The 17834-nt window shown below is 62.6% G+C and carries 16 protein-coding genes; 1 reads left to right on the top strand and 15 read right to left on the bottom strand.

All coding sequences use genetic code 11. The features are described 5' to 3' along the window. Nucleotides 1-81: 81 nt before the first annotated feature. The 7 genes from BSP239C_RS04600 to ftsW form a co-directional block, all read right to left on the bottom strand. Nucleotides 82-573, bottom strand: coding sequence for a cell division protein SepF (locus BSP239C_RS04600; RefSeq protein ID WP_101570439.1), 492 nt, complete (start codon nt 571-573; stop codon nt 82-84). Between the two features lie 76 nt (nt 574-649). Next, nucleotides 650-1408: a peptidoglycan editing factor PgeF gene (pgeF, locus tag BSP239C_RS04605; protein WP_101570440.1), complete on the bottom strand. Its 759-nt coding sequence runs from the start codon at nt 1406-1408 to the stop codon at nt 650-652. A gap of 1 nt (nt 1409) precedes the next feature. Beyond that, entirely contained in the window at nt 1410-2579 is a 1170-nt protein-coding gene (gene ftsZ / locus BSP239C_RS04610; RefSeq protein ID WP_101570441.1) for a cell division protein FtsZ, read from the bottom strand. Nucleotides 2580-2769: 190 nt separating this feature from the next. Continuing rightward, nucleotides 2770-3522 (bottom strand): cell division protein FtsQ/DivIB, encoded by a 753-nt coding sequence (locus BSP239C_RS04615; protein ID WP_257930073.1) that lies wholly within the window; start codon nt 3520-3522, stop codon nt 2770-2772. Between the two features lie 8 nt (nt 3523-3530). Then, nucleotides 3531-4931, bottom strand: coding sequence for a UDP-N-acetylmuramate--L-alanine ligase (gene murC / locus BSP239C_RS04620; RefSeq protein ID WP_101570443.1), 1401 nt, complete (start codon nt 4929-4931; stop codon nt 3531-3533). Nucleotides 4932-4933: 2 nt separating this feature from the next. After that, on the bottom strand, nt 4934-6034 hold the full coding sequence (locus tag BSP239C_RS04625; RefSeq protein ID WP_101570444.1) for a glycosyltransferase: 1101 nt from the start codon (nt 6032-6034) through the stop codon (nt 4934-4936). Between the two features lies 1 nt (nt 6035). After that, nucleotides 6036-7484 carry a putative lipid II flippase FtsW gene (gene ftsW / locus BSP239C_RS04630; protein ID WP_257930078.1) on the bottom strand — a complete coding sequence of 483 codons (1449 nt, stop codon included), beginning with the start codon at nt 7482-7484 and terminating at the stop codon, nt 6036-6038. On the opposite strand from ftsW, the gene BSP239C_RS21035 reads away from it, so the two are divergent. Continuing rightward, nucleotides 7462-7662: a hypothetical protein gene (locus tag BSP239C_RS21035; protein WP_226841559.1), complete on the top strand. Its 201-nt coding sequence runs from the start codon at nt 7462-7464 to the stop codon at nt 7660-7662. The genes ftsW and BSP239C_RS21035 overlap by 23 nt on opposite strands. Nucleotides 7663-7689: 27 nt before the next feature. On the opposite strand, the gene murD is transcribed toward BSP239C_RS21035, so the two are convergent. From murD to mraZ, 8 genes are all read right to left on the bottom strand, one after another. After that, nucleotides 7690-9210, bottom strand: a complete 1521-nt coding sequence (gene murD, locus BSP239C_RS04635) for a UDP-N-acetylmuramoyl-L-alanine--D-glutamate ligase (RefSeq protein WP_257930075.1) — start codon at nt 9208-9210, stop codon at nt 7690-7692. A gap of 7 nt (nt 9211-9217) precedes the next feature. After that, nucleotides 9218-10306: a phospho-N-acetylmuramoyl-pentapeptide-transferase gene (gene mraY / locus BSP239C_RS04640; protein WP_101570447.1), complete on the bottom strand. Its 1089-nt coding sequence runs from the start codon at nt 10304-10306 to the stop codon at nt 9218-9220. Beyond that, a complete protein-coding gene (murF, locus tag BSP239C_RS04645) occupies nt 10303-11769 on the bottom strand; it encodes a UDP-N-acetylmuramoyl-tripeptide--D-alanyl-D-alanine ligase (protein ID WP_101570448.1) in 1467 nt (488 codons plus the stop codon). Before murF ends, mraY begins: the two co-directional genes overlap by 4 nt. Nucleotide 11770: 1 nt before the next feature. Further along, nucleotides 11771-13348, bottom strand: a complete 1578-nt coding sequence (locus BSP239C_RS04650) for a UDP-N-acetylmuramoyl-L-alanyl-D-glutamate--2,6-diaminopimelate ligase (RefSeq protein ID WP_101570449.1) — start codon at nt 13346-13348, stop codon at nt 11771-11773. After that, nucleotides 13348-15129 (bottom strand): penicillin-binding protein 2, encoded by a 1782-nt coding sequence (locus BSP239C_RS04655; RefSeq protein WP_101570450.1) that lies wholly within the window; start codon nt 15127-15129, stop codon nt 13348-13350. The genes BSP239C_RS04650 and BSP239C_RS04655 overlap by 1 nt, the downstream gene beginning before the upstream one ends. 49 nt (nt 15130-15178) lie before the next feature. Then, nucleotides 15179-15745, bottom strand: coding sequence for a hypothetical protein (locus BSP239C_RS04660; protein WP_101570451.1), 567 nt, complete (start codon nt 15743-15745; stop codon nt 15179-15181). Next, nucleotides 15742-16704 (bottom strand): 16S rRNA (cytosine(1402)-N(4))-methyltransferase RsmH, encoded by a 963-nt coding sequence (gene rsmH, locus BSP239C_RS04665; RefSeq protein WP_101570452.1) that lies wholly within the window; start codon nt 16702-16704, stop codon nt 15742-15744. Before rsmH ends, BSP239C_RS04660 begins: the two co-directional genes overlap by 4 nt. Before the next feature lie 167 nt (nt 16705-16871). Beyond that, nucleotides 16872-17303 carry a division/cell wall cluster transcriptional repressor MraZ gene (gene mraZ, locus BSP239C_RS04670; RefSeq protein ID WP_009883133.1) on the bottom strand — a complete coding sequence of 144 codons (432 nt, stop codon included), beginning with the start codon at nt 17301-17303 and terminating at the stop codon, nt 16872-16874. Between the last annotated feature and the right edge of the window lie 531 nt (nt 17304-17834).

Genomic DNA, 17834 nt, shown 5'->3' on the forward strand with positions numbered 1-17834 from the left:
GTGCTTAGCTGTCGTTACTCAGGATATACGTCGGAGCTGAGGATGAGATAAGAATGAAACTCAGTCGAGGGGCGAAGCAGCTCAGCTCTGGTTGAAGAAGCTCGCCTGTGAGTCCGGATCTGACTCGTTCTCTCCGCTGACCTCGATGTTCTCAGGGGTGAGAAGAAACACTCTGTTGGTGACGCGTTCGATGGAACCGTGCAGGCCGAAGATCAGGCCAGCGGAGAAGTCGACGAGACGCTTCGAGTTGTTCTCGTCCATCTCCGAGAGGTTCATGATCACCGGTGTTCCCTCACGGAACGCGGCACCGATCACCATAGCGTCGTTATAGCTGCGGGGGTGGATTGTCTTGATGCGGTTCATGGAGATTCCTGGGGCCGGAGAGTCGACTGGACGAATCGGAGACGGATGGATCGGCGTGACTTGGGCAGAAGGCCGTTCCTCGTCCTCGACGTAATCGTCGACGGGCTCTTCGTAGGTGTCGATGACCTCACGGTCACGACGTTCGATGGGCTGCTCGTCCTCTTCTTCGACGAAACCCAGGTATTCCAGCGTCTTCTTGATTGCTGACATTTTTCCACTCCTCGGCCTTCGGCACTTCCTCGCCTGCCGCCAAACTATCTCAACAGACCGGCCTGGCGGGTGAGTCTCATGGGTGTGTCGTGTGGTTTTCTTCCTGGAGCCAGACCACACCGGCAAATCTGCCTGTGCTCTGTTGTCTCCGGTATGAGAACAGATCCTCGGATTCGCGTGTGCAGGTGCGAGAGAAATGGTCGATGCTCACGCCTGCACGGCGCAGCTGCTCCGCCACCGCCCCTGCGACGTCGATCGCCGGGGTACCGGTGACCGACACCGAGGCGGCCACGGGTTCGACTGCAGCAACTTCTTCCCGAAGCGCGGCGGGAACTTCATAGCATCGTGGGCACACCGACGGTCCGATGATCGCATGGATGTCAGCGGCACCCAGGTTGCGCATCGCAGCCATTGTCTCCGGCACGATGCCCGCAGCCATTCCGGGCCGTCCGGCATGAATCGCGCCGATGACGCCTGCCTCGGGGTCCGCGAGCATGATCGGCGTGCAGTCTGCGACCATAATGGCCAGCCCGATCCCGCGGCACGTCGTGACCTGTGCATCTGCACTCACGGGTTCATCGCGCAGCTGCTCCGGTGATTCGATGATGCGGACTTCGGTGCCGTGGACCTGGGACACGAAACTCAGTCGCTCTCCGCTCAGGCCGAGAACCTGAGCCAGAGCGGCGCGGTTCGCGGCGACGAGCTCGTCGTCATCCCCGACATGTCGTGCCAGGTTGAACGATGACAAGTCTCCCCTCGAGTAGCCGCCGTGCCGGTCGGTGAACGCCACATGGGCGTTCTGCCTTCCGGGAACGACGAATCTCGAGTGCAGCATCTTATTTCAGAAAATCCGGGATATCGAGGTCATTGTCGAGGCTCGATGTGCTGCGCTCGTTGGGCAGTGAGGTCGGAATCTGATGCTCCTCATTGCGAGGTTCAGGTTCGACTGCTGCCGCAGGCTCAGCTTCTTCCGCGGGTGCGGATTCGATGTCGGCGGGGTTGGTCGCCATCGGGATCGAGGCCGGGGCAGACTCGGCCGGGGCCGAATCCTGGCCGGCGACCGTATTGTCGAACCCTGCTGCGATCACGGTGACACGGCATTCGTCGCCGATGTTGTCGTCGATGACTGCACCGAAGATGATGTTGGCTTCGGGGTGCGCAGCCTCCTGCACCAGTCGGGCCGCTTCGTTGACTTCGAACAGACCGAGATCGGCGCCGCCCTGGATACAGAAGAGCACACCGTGGGCGCCATCGATGCTGGCTTCGAGCAGAGGTGAAGCAATGGCCGACTCTGCGGCCTGGACGGCACGGTCATCACCGGTGGCTGCTCCGATGCCCATGAGCGCGGTGCCGGCATCCTGCATCACTGACTTCACGTCGGCGAAGTCAAGGTTGATCAGACCCGGGACCGAGATGAGGTCGGTGATTCCCTGGACACCAGAGCGCAGAACCTCATCGGCCGAGCGGAACGCGTCGACGACGGAGACGCTGCGGTCTGAGATGGAGAGCAGTCGATCGTTGGGGATGACGATGAGGGTGTCGACCTCTTCGCGCAGTGCGGCGATGCCGGCTTCAGCCTGGGCGGATCGGCGACGTCCCTCGAAGGTGAACGGGCGGGTGACGACACCGATCGTCAGTGCTCCCAGCGAGCGTGCTACTCGGGCCACGACCGGAGCTGCGCCTGTGCCTGTTCCTCCGCCTTCACCAGCGGTGACGAAGACCATGTCGGCACCCTCGAGTGCGTCACGGATCGCCTCTTCGCTGGAGTCTGCGGCTTTACGGCCGATCTCCGGATCAGCACCGGCACCGAGTCCGCGAGTCTGGTCGCGTCCGATCTCCAGCTTCACATCGGCGTCCGAGAGCACAAGTGCCTGCGCATCGGTGTTGATCGCGATGAACTCCACGCCGCGCAGTCCGACGTCGATCATCCTCTGAACAGCGTTGACACCGCCGCCGCCGGTACCGGCAACTTTGATATCCGCTCCGGATTGTGGGAATTCAGCCAAGTCGGTTCCTCTTTCGGCGCATCATCCACGCATCATCTGCGTGCAAATTCGAACGGTCTTCTTTGCCCTGAGGCTATTGTCCGGGGCAACACCACTGCAACCATTCTCGCCGGAGTGTCCGACATCGGCCAAACTTCAGCCCCGGTGTGTCGGCGGCAATGACAGACAACACGCCTCGTTTCGCGGGTTTTCAGTTGGTCACGGGCACCGAGGGCACAGAGACGTCGATTTCAGTGCGTCCGTCGGCTGCCAGCTGCAGTGCGGTTCGCATCTTCAAGCTTGCGCTCGTGCTGTCTCCGAAGGCCACTTTCGCCTTCGCTTCGCCGGTGTCAATGACCCCGGCGAGGTTCTTCTCGTCCTTGGCATGAATCGAGGCCAGGTCGGAGCGCAGCGAAGGTCGAAGTCCGGCCATGAAACGGATCACTGCGGACACAGTTTTCTGGTCTGGAGAACCTGCGGACTCTTCGAGCACGGTCACGCCTTTGGGTGCCTTCTTCACGGTGCCCAGGTCGACGGCCTCATCATCGAAGAGCTGGTACCCATCTGACGTAGTGATCGCCAGAACCGGGTCCCTGTCGGTGATCGTAATGTTCAGGCTGCGAGGTCCCGCATAGTGCACCGAGGCTTCCTTCGCCCGAGGGAACTCTTCGAGGACGGCCTTCTCCACAGCTCCGGGACGCACCCGAGGCAACGGTGTGCCGCCGTCGGAGCCGAGCACGGATTCCGAAATCTTGTCCTGGTCGACCAGCTTGCTGCCCTTGACGTTGACCTTGTCCAGCGCCAGCAGAGGTGAGAACCAGAGCACGGCCGCGATGACGAGGACCCCAGCAACCGCGCCGATGAGCTGGAGGCGCCGGCGCCATACCTGTCGTCTGCGCGCACGGATGACCCCGGTGAGGTCCGCGGTCGAGTTGTCGTCGGTGCGCGGTTCGGGAAGGGGCACCACAGTGTTCAGGCCTCCAGTGCGGTGAGCAGCTCAGGGCCGAGGATCGTCACATCCCCCGCTCCGAGGGTGAGCACAAGATCGCCGGGGCGCACACGGGCTGCGACATACGGCACCGCTTCGTTGAAGGATTCGACGAAGGTCACGTTCTCATGAGGGACTCGATCGGCGATCAGCGCACCGGTGACACCGGGAACCGGATCCTCCCGGGCCGGGAACACGTCGAGGACGACGACCTCATCGGCCAGTCCGAGAGCCTCACCGAATTCGGCTCGGAACTCCATCGTGCGTGAGTACAGGTGCGGTTGGAAGATTGCCCAGACCCGGCCTTCTTCGGTGACGACTCCCCGAGCAGCACTGAGCACCGCTCGCAGCTCCGTCGGGTGGTGAGCGTAGTCGTCGATGACACGGACTCCGGCAGCGATTCCGCGTTCTTCGAAACGACGCCGAGTGCCTCCGTAGTTCCCGAGGCCGCTTGCCGCCTTGGCGACATCGGCGCCGAGGCTGTGGGCGACGGCGATCGCGGCCGTCGCGTTGAGTGCATTGTGGGTGCCTGGTTGGCGCAGTGTCACCGGCAGCGGCTCTGCCTGTCCCGGCACGTCGAGAATGAATTCGGAGACCAGTCCCGAACGGAGTTCGCGCAGGCGGATTTCGGCGGATTCGGAGGTTCCGTAGAAGATGACAGAGGTTCCCAGCTCCCGCGCCTGTTCGGCGACAGCGAGCGAACCTGGGTCATCGGCGCAGGCGATGACGGTTCCTCCGTCTGCACCGATGCCCGCGCAGAATTCGACGAACGCCTCCGTCACCTTCTCCGGTGTCCCGTAGTAGTCCAGGTGATCCGCTTCAACGTTGGTGAGGATGCCGATCGTGGGTTCGTAGAGCAGGAACGAACCGTCCGATTCGTCCGCTTCTGCGACGAATACGTCACCGGTGCCCAGATGGGCGTTGGTGCCCGTCGTCGACAGCACTCCCCCGATCACGAATGAGGGATCCAGCCCGCAGGCCTGCAGAGCCACGGTCGTCATGGACGTCGTGGTGGTCTTGCCATGGGTGCCGGCCACGGCCACGGCCCGTTTGTCGGCCATCAGCGATGCCAGCGCACCCGAACGGTGGAGAATCCGCAGGCCCTTGCGTTCGGCTTCGACTAGTTCGGGATTGTCCTTGCGGATCGCTGAGGAGATGACAAGGGTGTCGGCCTCGCCGAGGTTGTCGGCCGAGTGCCCGATCTCGACTCTGGCGCCCAGGGTCCGCAGCACATCGACGACTGCCGATTCCTTCGCGTCCGAGCCCGAAACGGTGACACCGTTCATGACCATGATCCGTGCAATCCCGGACATGCCCGAACCGCCGATTCCAATGAAGTGGACGGCACCCAGTTCTGTGGCCGGGACGATTTCAGCTGTGCTCATGTTCAACCTCTCAGAGCGCGAGTGACGATGGTGGCCATGGTGCTGGCGGCAGTGGTCGGATATTGCAGATCAAGGGCTGCTGCGCTCATGGCGTCCAGGCGCGCGCGGTCGGTCACCAGGGGCAGGATCTTGTCTGTCACGGTCGACGCGTTGAAGTCCGCGTTGTCGACGAGCATAGAGGCTCCGGCTCTGACGCTGCCAGCCGCGTTGAGCCGCTGTTCACCGTTGCCGATGGCCAGCGGAACGTAGAGGGCGGGAACACCGACGACGGTGGCTTCAGACACGGTCGCGGCCCCGGAACGAGCCACGAGCAGGTCCGCGACCGCATAGGCCCTGTGCATTCCGTCGACGTAGTCGACGACGTGGTAATCGGGCAGCTGGGCCGCTGCCTCACGCAGAGCATCATCTTTGCCGGCACCGGTGATGTGCAGCACCTGCACCCCGTTCTCCTGGCACAGCGGTGCTGCGGCGAGGAAGGCGTCGTTGATGCGCTGTGCTCCAGACGATCCGCCGGTCACCACAAGGACTGGTTTGTCGTCGCTGAGGCCGAGGTCCTGTCGCCATGCCTGTCGCTGGGCGGCGTCGCTGCGGTCGAGTGAGGAGATCTCCGTGGGCATCGGCATGCCGACCAACTCGGAGTTGCGCAGCTTCGTATCGGGGAAGGTGACCCCGACCATTCCCGGTTTCGTCAGGACGGCGCCGAGGCGGTTCGCCATTCCGGGCTTCGCGTTGGCTTCGTGGACAAGCAGAGGGATCTTCGCCTGTTTGGCTGCGATGAAGGCCGGTGGGCAGACATATCCGCCGACTCCGACGACGGCCTTGACGTCGCGCTCGGCGATGATCGCTTTGACGTGTGAGATGTTGGCGGCGAATCGTTCCGGGAACTTCAGCGCGGCGGGACTGATCGAACGCGGCATTGGGACCTTATCGATGGTGAGGAGTTCGAAGCCGGCCTTCGGAACGATATCGGCTTCTAGCCCGTCTGCGGTTCCGAGGGCGATTACGTCCCAGTCAGGATGGAGTGCACGCAGCTCTCGACCGATTGCCAACATGGGCGAAATATGGCCGGTGGTGCCTCCACCGGCAAGAAGAATGCTCGTCATCTCACTTCTTTCTCTTTCTGGCCAGTACGGCGAACGAAGATCTCACACGGTCCCTGTGCACCTTGATCGCAGCAGGAGCTCCGTCCTCGGTGCGTGCGAAGGACAGGATCACCCCGACCGCGAGCAGTGACGCGATGATGGAGGAGCCGCCGTAGGACACAAAAGGCAGGGGCAGGCCGATGACCGGCAGAAGTCCGGTCACGACACAGATATTGATGGCTGCTTGGCCGATCAGCCAGGCGAAGAGTCCGGCCGTGGCGATCTGGATGAACCTGGATTTCGAGCGCAGGATCACTCGGACCATGCCGCAGGCAAGAGCCACGAACATCAGGATCACAACCAAGGACCCGAGCAGCCCGAGTTCCTCGCCGATGATGGCGAAGATGAAGTCGTTATGGGCCTCGGGCAGCCACGACCACTTCTCACGGCTGGCACCGAGGCCCACACCGAGCCAGCCTCCAGAAGCCAAGGAGAACAGGCCATGATTGGACTGCCAAGCCGAGCCGGTGACGTCGGACGCGGTCTGGTCCGCATGGCCGGTGAGCGCTGAGGTGATGCGTGCGAGCCGGTTCTGCGAGCTTAAGACGAAGAATAGCGCGACACCGCCCAGAGAGCCGAAGAGCAGGAGGAAGTACTTCCACGGGAAGAAGCCGATGAACAGACAGACCAGGGCCATGGCCATGAGCACCAGGCCCGTGCCGAGGTCATTGCCGCCGACGACGAGACCCACTGCGAGGATGATGCCGGGGACGACCGGCATCATCGCGTGCCCGAAGGTGGTCATCTTTCCGTATTTGCTGGCCAGCACGGCACCCAGCCAAACGGCCAGCGCAATCTTGAGAAACTCTGAAGGCTGGAGCTGGAACCCTCCGAATTGGATCCAGTTGGCGTTGCCCTTCGTCGACTTGCCGACACCCGGGAGGAACACAGCAGCCTGCATGAAAACGCCGAGCAGCAGCGCGGGCCATGCCAACTTGCGCCACCAATGCAGCGGGAAGAACGAGGCCGCGAGCATAAGGACGATACCCATCGTGACGAAGCCCGCCTGCTTATTGAAGTAGGCGAAAGATGATCCTTCGCCCCCGTCATAGGAGGTGATCGAGGACGCGGAGAGGACCATGACGAGACCAAGTGACGTCAGGGCGAGGACTGAGACCAGAATCAGATAGTAGGTCGTAAGCGGGTAGGCAGAGACGCGAGCGAATTCACGACGCGCCCAGGACAGCGCGGCCCGTGTGCTTCCTGCTCGCGGCTGATCATGAGTGCCGGAGGCTTTTTCCGTGCCGGTGGTCTTCTGCGCACTGGCGGTCTTGTGCGCGCTGATGGTCTTCTTCGCTGCGGTCCGGTTCTTAACAGCGGCGGTCTTCGAACCGGCTGATTTACCGGCAACAGCCTTCGCCCCGACATGGTGTGAGGTTGTCGACTTCTTGGCGGTCGGCGACTTCTTCATGGCGGGCGACTTTGCGCTCGGCTTCGCTGTGTTCGGTTTTGTTGCACTCGACTTCGCTGCGGTCGGCTTTGTTGGGTTCGGCTTTGTGGCGGCCTTCTTAGCTGCGGCCTTCGTGTCTCCTGCTCGGGCCACAGCCGGCTCGGCCGACCTGCTCGAGCTGGGACGACGGCGTGACTGAGATTTCGCACTTGCCTGCCGACCCATGTCAGTTCCCCAGGTGAGCGTGGACAGCCTGAGTGAAGAGTTCACCCCGAGTGTTGTAATTGAGGAACTGGTCCATGCTTGCTGCTGCGGGTGCCAGCAGTACGGCATCTCCGGCCTGGGCAATGCCTGCAGCGGCTTCGACTGCGGCAGCGACCACTGCTTCACCGCGACGGCGAGGGACGCCGGAATCCACTGCGAGTGCAGGTTCTATCCGAATCACTTCGAGATCTGGAACTGTCGCGGCAATGGCTTCGCGGAAGGCAGCGTCGTCTGCCCCGATGAGTACGAGTGCTCGGAGTCGGTGGCCGTGATCGGCGAACAGCGACGTGAAGTCTGCCCCCTTGGGCAGTCCCCCGGCGATCCAGACTATCGAGTCGAAACTGCCGAGTGAGGCGTTTGCCGCGTGCGTGTTCGTCGCCTTCGAATCATCAACCCAGCTGACACCATTGCTTTCAGCTACGGTGACCATGCGGTGAGCACCGAGCGAATGGTTCTTCAGGCCTTGGGAGATCGCCTGACCAGGAACACCGATGCTACGGGCCAGAGCGGCGGCGGCGAGTGCATTCGAGACTTGGTGGTCCGCCGGTGCACGGCCAGCAACTCCCGTGGCCGCGGCCACGTCGTCGACCGAGGCGAGCTCGGCGGCCGAGGAGTAACGCTGCGTAATGAAGGCACGGTCGACCAGCATGTCCTCGACGACACCCAGCTCTCCCGGCCGTGGGATGCCTGTGGTGAAGCCGATGGCCTTGGCGCCCTCGACTACGTCAGCCTCTTCGACCATGTGCAGGGTCACCTCGTCGGCGACGTTGTAGATGCACGCGGTCTTGGCCTGGTGATAGATCTTGGCCTTGTCGGCCTCGTAGGCGTCGGCGCTGCCGTGCCAATCCAGATGATCGGGGGCGATGTTGAGCACAGCGGCGGCATCGGCGCTCAGTGAATACTGCCAGTGCAGCTGGAAGCTTGAGAGTTCGATCGCCAGCACTTCGAGTCCTGGTTCGAGCACGGCTTCGAGGAGCGGTGCACCGATGTTGCCGCAGGCCTTGGCCTTGAGCCCATCGGCCAGGAGCATAGATTCGAGCATCGTCGTGGTCGTCGTCTTGCCATTGGTGCCGGTGATGGCCAGCCATTTGGCATCGTTGGTGCCACGGATCCGCCATGCCAATTCGACCTCGCCGATGACGGGTACGCCAGCCTCGGCGGCAGCCACGAGCAGCGAATGATCGGGACGCCAACCAGGAGACGTGACGACCAGATCGAGCGGCTGCTCGGGCAGGTGCGTAACATGCTCCGCTCCGCGGCGGATATCGACGTCGAAGACCTCGAGGATCTGAGCCTTCTCGCTGACATCCGCCTGATCATCACCGTCGACGACGATCACGTCGGCACCCCGCTCACCGAGATGAACCGCTGCGGGGAACCCTGTCACACCGAGACCGGTGACCAGGATCGACAGCCCGTCCAAGGACGAGCTCGGGCCCACGAGTGCCGCCGGGATCGCCTCGGCGTTGGGATAGTCAGTCACAGGATTCTCAGCCAACGCGAGACACCCATTCGGCGTAGAAGAGACAGATTGCGGCGACGACGAAGAGCGCGGCGATGATCCAGAAGCGCACTACGATCGTGACTTCGGCCCACCCCTTGAGTTCGAAGTGATGTTGGAGCGGAGCCATCCGGAAGACACGTTTGCCGGTGGTCTTGAACGAGATCACCTGGATGATCACGGACAGGGTGATGATGACGAAGAGACCTCCGAGGACGACGAGCAGGAGCTCGGTCCGGGACATGATCGCGAGACCGGCGATTGCGCCGCCGATGGCCAGGGAACCGGTGTCGCCCATGAAGATCTTCGCGGGTGAGGTGTTGAACCAGAGGAAGCCGAAGCAGGCTGCCGCCATCGCTCCTGCGACCATTGCGAGGTCACGGGGATCGCGCATGTAATAGCAGGCGTTGGTCGCGTCTGTCATCAGGTTGCAGTTCTGGGTCGACTGCCATGTGCCGATGACGACATAGGCGGCGAAGACGACCACAGAAGCACCGGCGGCCAATCCGTCGAGTCCGTCGGTCAGGTTCACCGCGTTGGAGACTGCGGTGACGATGAGGTTGGCCCAGATGACGAACAGGATGAGACCCAGCACTGCGGAGCCGAAGGCCAGGTCGAGGTTGGTGTCACGGATGAAGGACACCTTCGTCGACGCCGGAGTCTCACCGAAGGAGTTCGGGAACTGCAGTGCCAAAACCGCGAAGGAGATCCCGACGAAGCCCTGACCGAGGAGCTTGGGCACCGGTCGCAGGCCGAGGGAACGCTGCTTCCTGATCTTGATGAAGTCGTCGAGGAAGCCGACCACGCCGAGCCCTGCGGCCAGCCAGAGAACGAGGAGACCGGACGCGGTGGGCACGGAACCGGTGAACAGGTGCCCGAGCAGGTAGGCGAGGATGGCAGCACCGATGATGACGACGCCGCCCATGGTCGGTGTGCCGCGCTTCGTGGCGTGAGACGTCGGTCCATCATCACGGACGAACTGGCCGTAGCCTCGTTTGACCAGGACGCGGATGAACAGCGGTGTGCCGACCAGCGACAGGATCAGTGCCAGGCAGGCGGCAAGCAGTACGGCAATCATTGGGCCCCCGAGACACCGGCGATTTCATCTCCGAGATAGCGCAGACCAGCATCTCTGGAGGACTTGAACAAGACGATGTCCCCGGGTGCCAATTCCGCACTCAGCAGGTCCTTCGCTTCGGCTGCGGTCGGAACCCAAGCCGCTTCGTTACCCCATGAACCTTCGAGGTTCGCGGCGTTGAAAATGGGTTTTGCTCCCTCACCGACGACGATGGTGCGAGTGATGTTCAGTCGCACGACGAGTTCGCCGATGTCGGAGTGGGCGGAGATCGATTCGTCGCCGAGCTCCAACATTTCGCCGAGAACGGCGAATGTCCGACGTGGTCGGCTGTCTTCGTCGCCGCGACCCATCGATGCCAGCGTCTTCAGAGAAGCGCGCATCGATTCGGGGTTCGCGTTATAGGCGTCGTTGAGCACGGTCACGCCGGACGGGGAGTCGATGAGCTCCATGCGCCAACGGCTCGCAGCAGAGGAGGTTGAGAGTGTGGTCACGATGGACTTCACTCCCACCCCGCAGGCATGGGCGATGGCTGCGGAGGCGAGGGCATTGCCCACATGGTGTTCGCCGATCAGAGCCAGTCGGACGTCCTGTGGCTCCTCGCCAGGCAAGTCCAGTGAGAAGGCTGCGTGCCCGGAAGCGTCGGTCGTGACTCCGGTTCCGCGAACAACGGAGTCCTCCTCCGCGACCCATTCAGGCAGTGATTCCCGCTGTGAGAACCACAGGGTGTCGACCTCGGGCGAGAGCACCTCGCGCATCCCTGCGACTCGAGAATCGTCGGCGTTGAGGATCGCGACGGATCCCGCGGTGAGGGATTCGACGAGCTCGGCCTTGGCACGTGCTGTGTTCTCGATCGAGCCGAAGACGCCCGAGTGAGCGGTGCCGACAGCGAGTTCGACAGCAATGTCGGGGCGAACGAGGCTGGTGAGGTAGGCGAGGTTGCCGATGGAACGGGCACCCATCTCCAGGACCAGGAAGCGGGTGGACTCCCCCGCCCGCAGTGCCGTCAACGGCACTCCGACCTCATTGTTGTATGAGTTGGGCGGCCACACGGTCTCGGCTTCACCGGCGAGCAGATCGGCGGCGAGGTCCTTCACAGTGGTTTTGCCGACCGAACCGGTGATCGCGATGACCGTGATCTCTCCGACCTCACGCAGTGCCTCGATGTTGCACTTGGCCAGCTGGCCAAGTGCTTCGGTGGCATCGGAGACGAGGACGGTCGGCAGGGTCGCATCGTCGAGGGTGGGAACGGATTCGCCGATAATCAGCGCTGCGCCTGCCTCCACGGCTGCTGCTGCGAATTCGATGCCGTCGAAGGACTCACCTCGGCGGGCAACGTAGATATCGCCGGGTCCGACTTCTCTCGAATCGGTTACCACTCCGGCGGACAATTTGGTCTCGGGGTCTACGCCGTACAACTCGCCGGAGACGGCGGTTGCTATTTCGGCTGCACTCAGTCGCTTCATATCAACTGTGAACTTTACCTGTTTGTACACCGTCAAGTCGCGCTCGCAGCGCCGAGCGTGTCCTTGAACGGTCGTCGAAGTCGGTTACTGTCCCACCGGCGGACTGTCCGGTTTCGTGTCCCTTCCCTGCGATCAGCACGGTTGTGGAGGCTCCGGCAGCGGCGATGGCTTCGTCGATGGCGGCGCCTCGTTCGGCCACTTCAATGACTTTCTTCACACGTACGCCTCCGGTTGAGATCTCCGCCTCAATGCCCTCTTTGATGGCGGCTCTGATCGATTCCGGATCCTCGGTGCGCGGATTGTCGTCGGTGAGCACGATTACGTCGGCTCCCCGAGCGGCCGCTTGCCCCATTCCGAATCGCTTTCCCCTGTCACGATCGCCGCCGGCGCCGAAGACGATGACGAGTTCATCACTGTCGGCGTGCAGCGACTGCAGTGCCTTCTCGATCGCATCGGGAGTGTGTGAGTAGTCGACGATTGCACGCGGCAGATGCTCGGGATGCGATTGGCCCTCGGCACGTGGGCCGCTGACGTCGATGATCTCCATGCGTCCGGGGACCGAGGCGGTGAAGGTCCGACCGATGGCGTTGAGATCTGTGGCTGAGATTCCAGCTTCCAGCAGCATGGCTGCGGCCAGTGCGGTGTTCGTGACGTTGAAATCGCCCGGCAGCGGGGATCGCAGTGCGATCCCGTCATCCTCAGGTCCGTCTTCTCCGGTTCCGCCGAGGTGGAGGATGAAGTCGGATTCTCCTGGAGTGTGCTCGATCCTCCATTCACTGCGATCGTCGCGTCCCAGCGTGCGCACCGGCACCTGTGCCGCCTCCACCATCTTCTCGCCCCACTTGTCTTCCACGACGATGACAGCAGTGTCGGAGAAGGCTCGGGTGAACAGTTCGGCCTTGACTCCGAAGTATTCGTCCATCGAGTTGTGGAAGTCGAGGTGGTCCTGCGAGAGGTTCGTGAAACCTGAGACAACGAAGTGGGCGCCGTCGACCCGATGCTGACTCAGCGCATGTGAGGACACCTCCATCGCGCAGGTATCGACATCAGCGGAGCGCATCTTCGCGAACAGGGCATGCAGCTCAGGGGCTTCCGGAGTCGTGCGCACGCTCGGCTCGGTCACGCCGGCGATCAGCGTCGCCACGGTGCCGATGACACCTGTGCGATGTCCGAGAGCCTCAAGCATTCCGTCCACAAGGTAGGTGGTCGTCGTCTTCCCGTTGGTACCGGTCACACCGATCAGCTGAGGGCTGCCCGAGGTGCCGTACACAGCGGCCGAAACGTAGCCCAGAACTGACCGCGGGTGCTCCACGATCAGCCCGGTCACCTCGGCGAGGGACTGCGGGTCGACGTTTTCGGTGATCATGTCCCAGCCGGTCGCATCGGTGAGGATCGCAGTGATCCCGCGTGCGATGAGGTCGGGGGCGAATTTCGCGCCGTGGACGTTCGCTCCAGGCAGCGCGGCATAGAGCTGTTCCGGCGCTACCGTGCGCGAATCATGGGAGACTCCCCCGACTTCGCGGTCGGGATTTCCGTGGATGGTTCCGGGTGCTGCCGGCAGCAGCTGTGAGATACGCATTATTTCCATTCTCGAGCAGGTAGCTGGGGATCTGCGGTCGACGGTGGGATCTTGAGGTGGCGCATGGTGAAGCCGGCGACGTCGGAGAAGACTGGTGCGGCGGCGCTTCCACCGTAATAGCCGTTTCGGGGCCGCTGCAACGTCACGGAGATCGCGATCTGCGGATCCTCGGCGGGAAGGACACCGACGAACGATGCAGTGTAGCCGTCGTAGCCGCCGCCTTCCGCAGCCGGCGCCTGCGCGGTGCCTGTCTTTCCGGCCACCCTGTAGCCGGAGACCTGCGCCGACTTTCCGGTGCCTTCGGCGACGACGCCTTCGAGCATAGACAGGGTCTGGTCAGCGGCTTTCTTGCTGATGACGCGCTGAGGTTCCTCAGCCGGGCTCGGGATCGTCTTGCCTGAGGGTGAGACCGTTCCGTCGATGAGCGTCGAGGGGATGTGGACTCCGCCGTTGGCGATGGTCGCAATGACGTCGGTGGTCTGAAGGGCATTCGCGGCCACGCCCTGACCGAACATCACCGTGTACTTGGTGCGCCCGTCCCACTCCTTGTAGGGATGGAGGATGCCGGCCGTCTCGGCGGGGAAGCCGATGCCCGTGGTCGATCCAAAGCCGAACTTCTTCATGTAGCCGTAGCGCTGCTCTTCGTTGAGCTTGTTTCCGGCCAGAATGGTTCCGGTGTTCGAAGACTGGGCCAGGATCCCCGCGAAGGTGAGCTTCTCATCAGGGTGTGGGTGCGAGTCCCGGAACTCTTCTCCGTTGGGTGCCTTCCATTTGTCCGGAACGGTGAATTCCTGTTCTGGAGTGACGAGTCCCTGATCGAGCAGCGCGGCAGCTGTGACCATCTTGGCGGTCGAGCCGGGCTCGAAGACGTCGGTGAAGATGCGCGATCCGCGGTCGGTGCCGCCGACCTTGCCCGGTGAGTTGGGATCCACGCTGGGTGCGTCTGCGGCGGTGATCACCTTGCCGGTTTTGATGTCCTTGATGACGATCGAGGCCGATTCGGCCTCGTGCTTCTTCCGCTGTTCTTCGGCCGCCTGCTGGGCGTAGTACTGCAGCGCCGGATCGATCGTCGTCTGCAGACCTTCGCCATCGACTGCATTTCGTGTGTTGTTTTCGCCGAGAGGGATGATCTCACCCCGGGCACCACGTTCGTACTGCTGTTGACCGTCGCGTCCGCTCAGCTGCTTGTCGTAGGCCATCTCCAGGCCCGCCTGGGGCTGGCCGTCGGAGCTGAGGAAGCCCACCAGGTTCCCGGCCACGGCGCCTGAGGGGTAGGAACGTACGGCATATTCTTCGGCGGAGATGCCGAGGATGTTCAGTTTCTTCACGGCACGCCAGGTCTCGGAGGTGAGCTCCTTGGCCACAGGGTTCCAGCGTTTGTCACCGACGAGCTTCGGGTACAGCAGCCCCGGGTCGGTGTCGAGCGGTTTGGCCAGGGCTTCTGCAGCTCCCCAGGCACCGACGAGTTTTCCGTCGACTTTGTACTGGGCCACGTTCTGCTGGTCTACGACGACCTGATACCTGGAGACGCTGTCAGCGAGGACCGTGCCGTCCGAGGCCAGGATCTGACCTCGTGCGGCAGGAAGGGTCTTGGTGACGAGACGGTTGGACAGTGCCTTCTCGGCCAGCTTCATCGAATCCATGCCCTGGATCGAGATCAGTCGTCCCGAGGTGACGAGGAGAACGAGGATGGACAGAGCAGCGATCAGTGCCATCCGCATGCGCAGGTTGGGCTTGCCTCGTCCGCCTTTGTTCTTCACCCGAGTGGCTCGTGGGCCCATTGCACTGTCCTTGGTCCTTGCTGGTCGGCGTGCGGCTGTCGGACTCGCCTTATTTCGGAGCGTCCTGAGCCGGTGGCGCGATGTCCTTGCTGGGGCTGCCACCGACTACTGGCAGCTTCTCATCCGATCGTAGATTGGGACGGAGGTCTTCGCGGGTATTGGCACGCGGGCCGGGGACAACTGTCGGCTTCTTTTCTCCGCTGACGTCGATCGGGGGCGCATCGATGATCTTCCCGGTCTTCGCATCGAGGAACTCGGGCGAGGAGTCTCGGACCAGTCCGAGTTCCTCGGCCGCGATCGAGATGTTCTGCGGAGATTCGCGGTACGAATTGTCTTCGACCAGTCGATCCTTCTGCTCGGCCAGCTGTTCCTTCTCGGAGTTCAGCTGGTCGATCTGATACGAGGTGTGGGAGATGAAGATGTTGAGCAGAAGAACTGCGACGAGGGTGGCCACGAGGATCGCCACACACAGCATCGAGAACGGGACCCTGGCTTTCGGCAGCTCGAACTTCAGCAGTTTGAGCCGCGGTGGACCTGGCCTGCTGACGGACTCTTCGAGGCGCCGCGTCCGTTCGGTGACGCGGGGTTGGCGGACGGCCGCTTGAGCGTTCCTCACGATCTTGCCTCCCTGATCTTCTGTACTGCACGCAGTCGCACGCTCTTGGCGCGAGGGTTGTTGTCTGCTTCGTCACTGTCGGCCTGTTCGGCCCCGCGAATGATTTCGGTCAACCACGGTTGGAGCTCCTCAGGAACCACCGGCATGTCCGGCGGCGCCGAGGTGGTGGTTGCGGTGCGGAAGATCTTCTTCACGATCGTGTCCTCGAGGGACTGGTACGACTCGATGACCGCCACTCCCCCGATGTGCAGCGCCTGCAATGCCGCTGGCAGCGCCGTCCGCAGCACACCGAGCTCATCGTTGACCTCGATGCGCAGCGCCTGGAAAGTCCGCTTCGCCGGGTGTGACTTCTTCTTCGTCTGAGGAAGCACCCGCCCCAACATCGCCGCAAGCTGCTGCGAGGTCTCCCACGGGGTTTCCTCACGGTCGGTGACGATGATCTTCGCGATCCGCCCCGCCATCTTCTCTTCGCCGTACTCACGGAGGATGCGACGCAGTTCAGTTTCGGAATAGGTGGCCAGCACCTCGGCGGCGGTGAGGGTCTGGGTTCGATCCATCCTCATGTCCAAGGGTGCGGGCCGGGAGTAGGAGAATCCTCGTTCGTCCTCGTCGAGCTGCAGGGACGATACTCCGAGGTCGAGCAGGACGGCGCTGATGTGATCGACGCCGAGGTCGTCAAGGATCTCTGGAATCTCGTCGTCGACGGCATGGACGATGTCGATGCGGTCAGAGTAGGGAGCGAGTCGCTTCGTGGCGATGTCGATGGCTTGGGTGTCGCGATCGACGCCGATGAGGTGGACATCGGGGAAAGCGGTGAGGATGGCTTCCGAGTGCCCGCCCATTCCCAGGGTTCCGTCCACGACGATCGGTGGGTGTCCGTTGTCCCTGGCGGCCTGGACTCCGACCCCGATGAGCTCGACCACGCGCTCCAGGAGCACCGGTACATGCTGATCGTTCATAGGTGAGTCCTTCGTGGGTGGTCGTCGTGGGGGGTGAACTGCTGGAGCCAGAACCTTGTCCGCCGTGGCCCTGGCACCGGGGAAGTGTGTCAGGACTGCCGAGCTTCGGAAACGGGGAAGTTCCCCGAAACTCGAACACGGCGGGCAAGGATCAAACCCGAGCAGAATCAGATCACTCCGGGGATCACCTCGTTCTCACGTTCAGCGAATGCCTGCTGAGCGCCGACCAGGTAGTTATCCCATGTCGGCGAATCCCAGATCTCGACGCGGTTGCCCATGCCGATCACTGCAACTTCCCGATCAAGTGATGCGTACTGCCGCAATATGTTCGGGACCGTGATGCGTCCCTGTTTGTCCGGCTGATCCGCAAAAGCCGCCGACAGGAAGACACGCTGGTAATCGCGAGCTTCCTTATTCGTCTTCGGCGCGTTCTGGATTCGCTCGTGCTCGGCTTCGAACTCCGTGGTGGGGAACAGGGTGAGGCAGTTCTCCTGTCCACGGGTCAATACGAGACCGGGCGAAAGCTCCTCCCGGAACTTTGCGGGCAGGATGAGGCGACCTTTGTCGTCGAGCTTCTGCAAATGAGTGCCCAAGAACATGTCGTCTCACCCCTTTCGAAACCCAATTGGCTCCGATAGGAACCACAGTACTCCACTTCCCTCCACGCAATCTAGTACTTCACTAGTCCGACACCTATTTGACCTATATAACCCCAGGTCAGATAGGTGGAGGAAAGTGGGGAAAATTTCCGAACGGCGCGTCGAAGATGGTCTGTGAGGCTCGTATTCCGATGCTTCGCAGCCCTGATCGCCCGACCACCGCAGGACCCAACAGGGGTCCAGGTCCCTGATTTCGCGCGGAAAACCGATGTGTGCGGCCACTCGGGGAGGAAAGTGGGGAGGAAAGTGGAGACCGCGGGTGGAGCAAAGTGGGGAGTGAAGTGGGGAGTGCTGCGTGGAAGACGGTGGGGAGCAAAGTGGCGTCGGATGTGGGGGTCGCGTGCACGGCAAGGCCGGCACGTTGCTGCTCGGCCCCTAAGTACCCGGTTCTGAATGCCCGGTTCTGCAGGAGGGGCGCCGGAATCACTCGGCCGCTCGGACGCAGGCGGGGAAGCTGATCGATAACGGCCT

The sequence above is a fragment of the Brevibacterium sp. 239c genome (assembly GCF_900169365.1).
Taxonomy (GTDB): domain Bacteria; phylum Actinomycetota; class Actinomycetes; order Actinomycetales; family Brevibacteriaceae; genus Brevibacterium.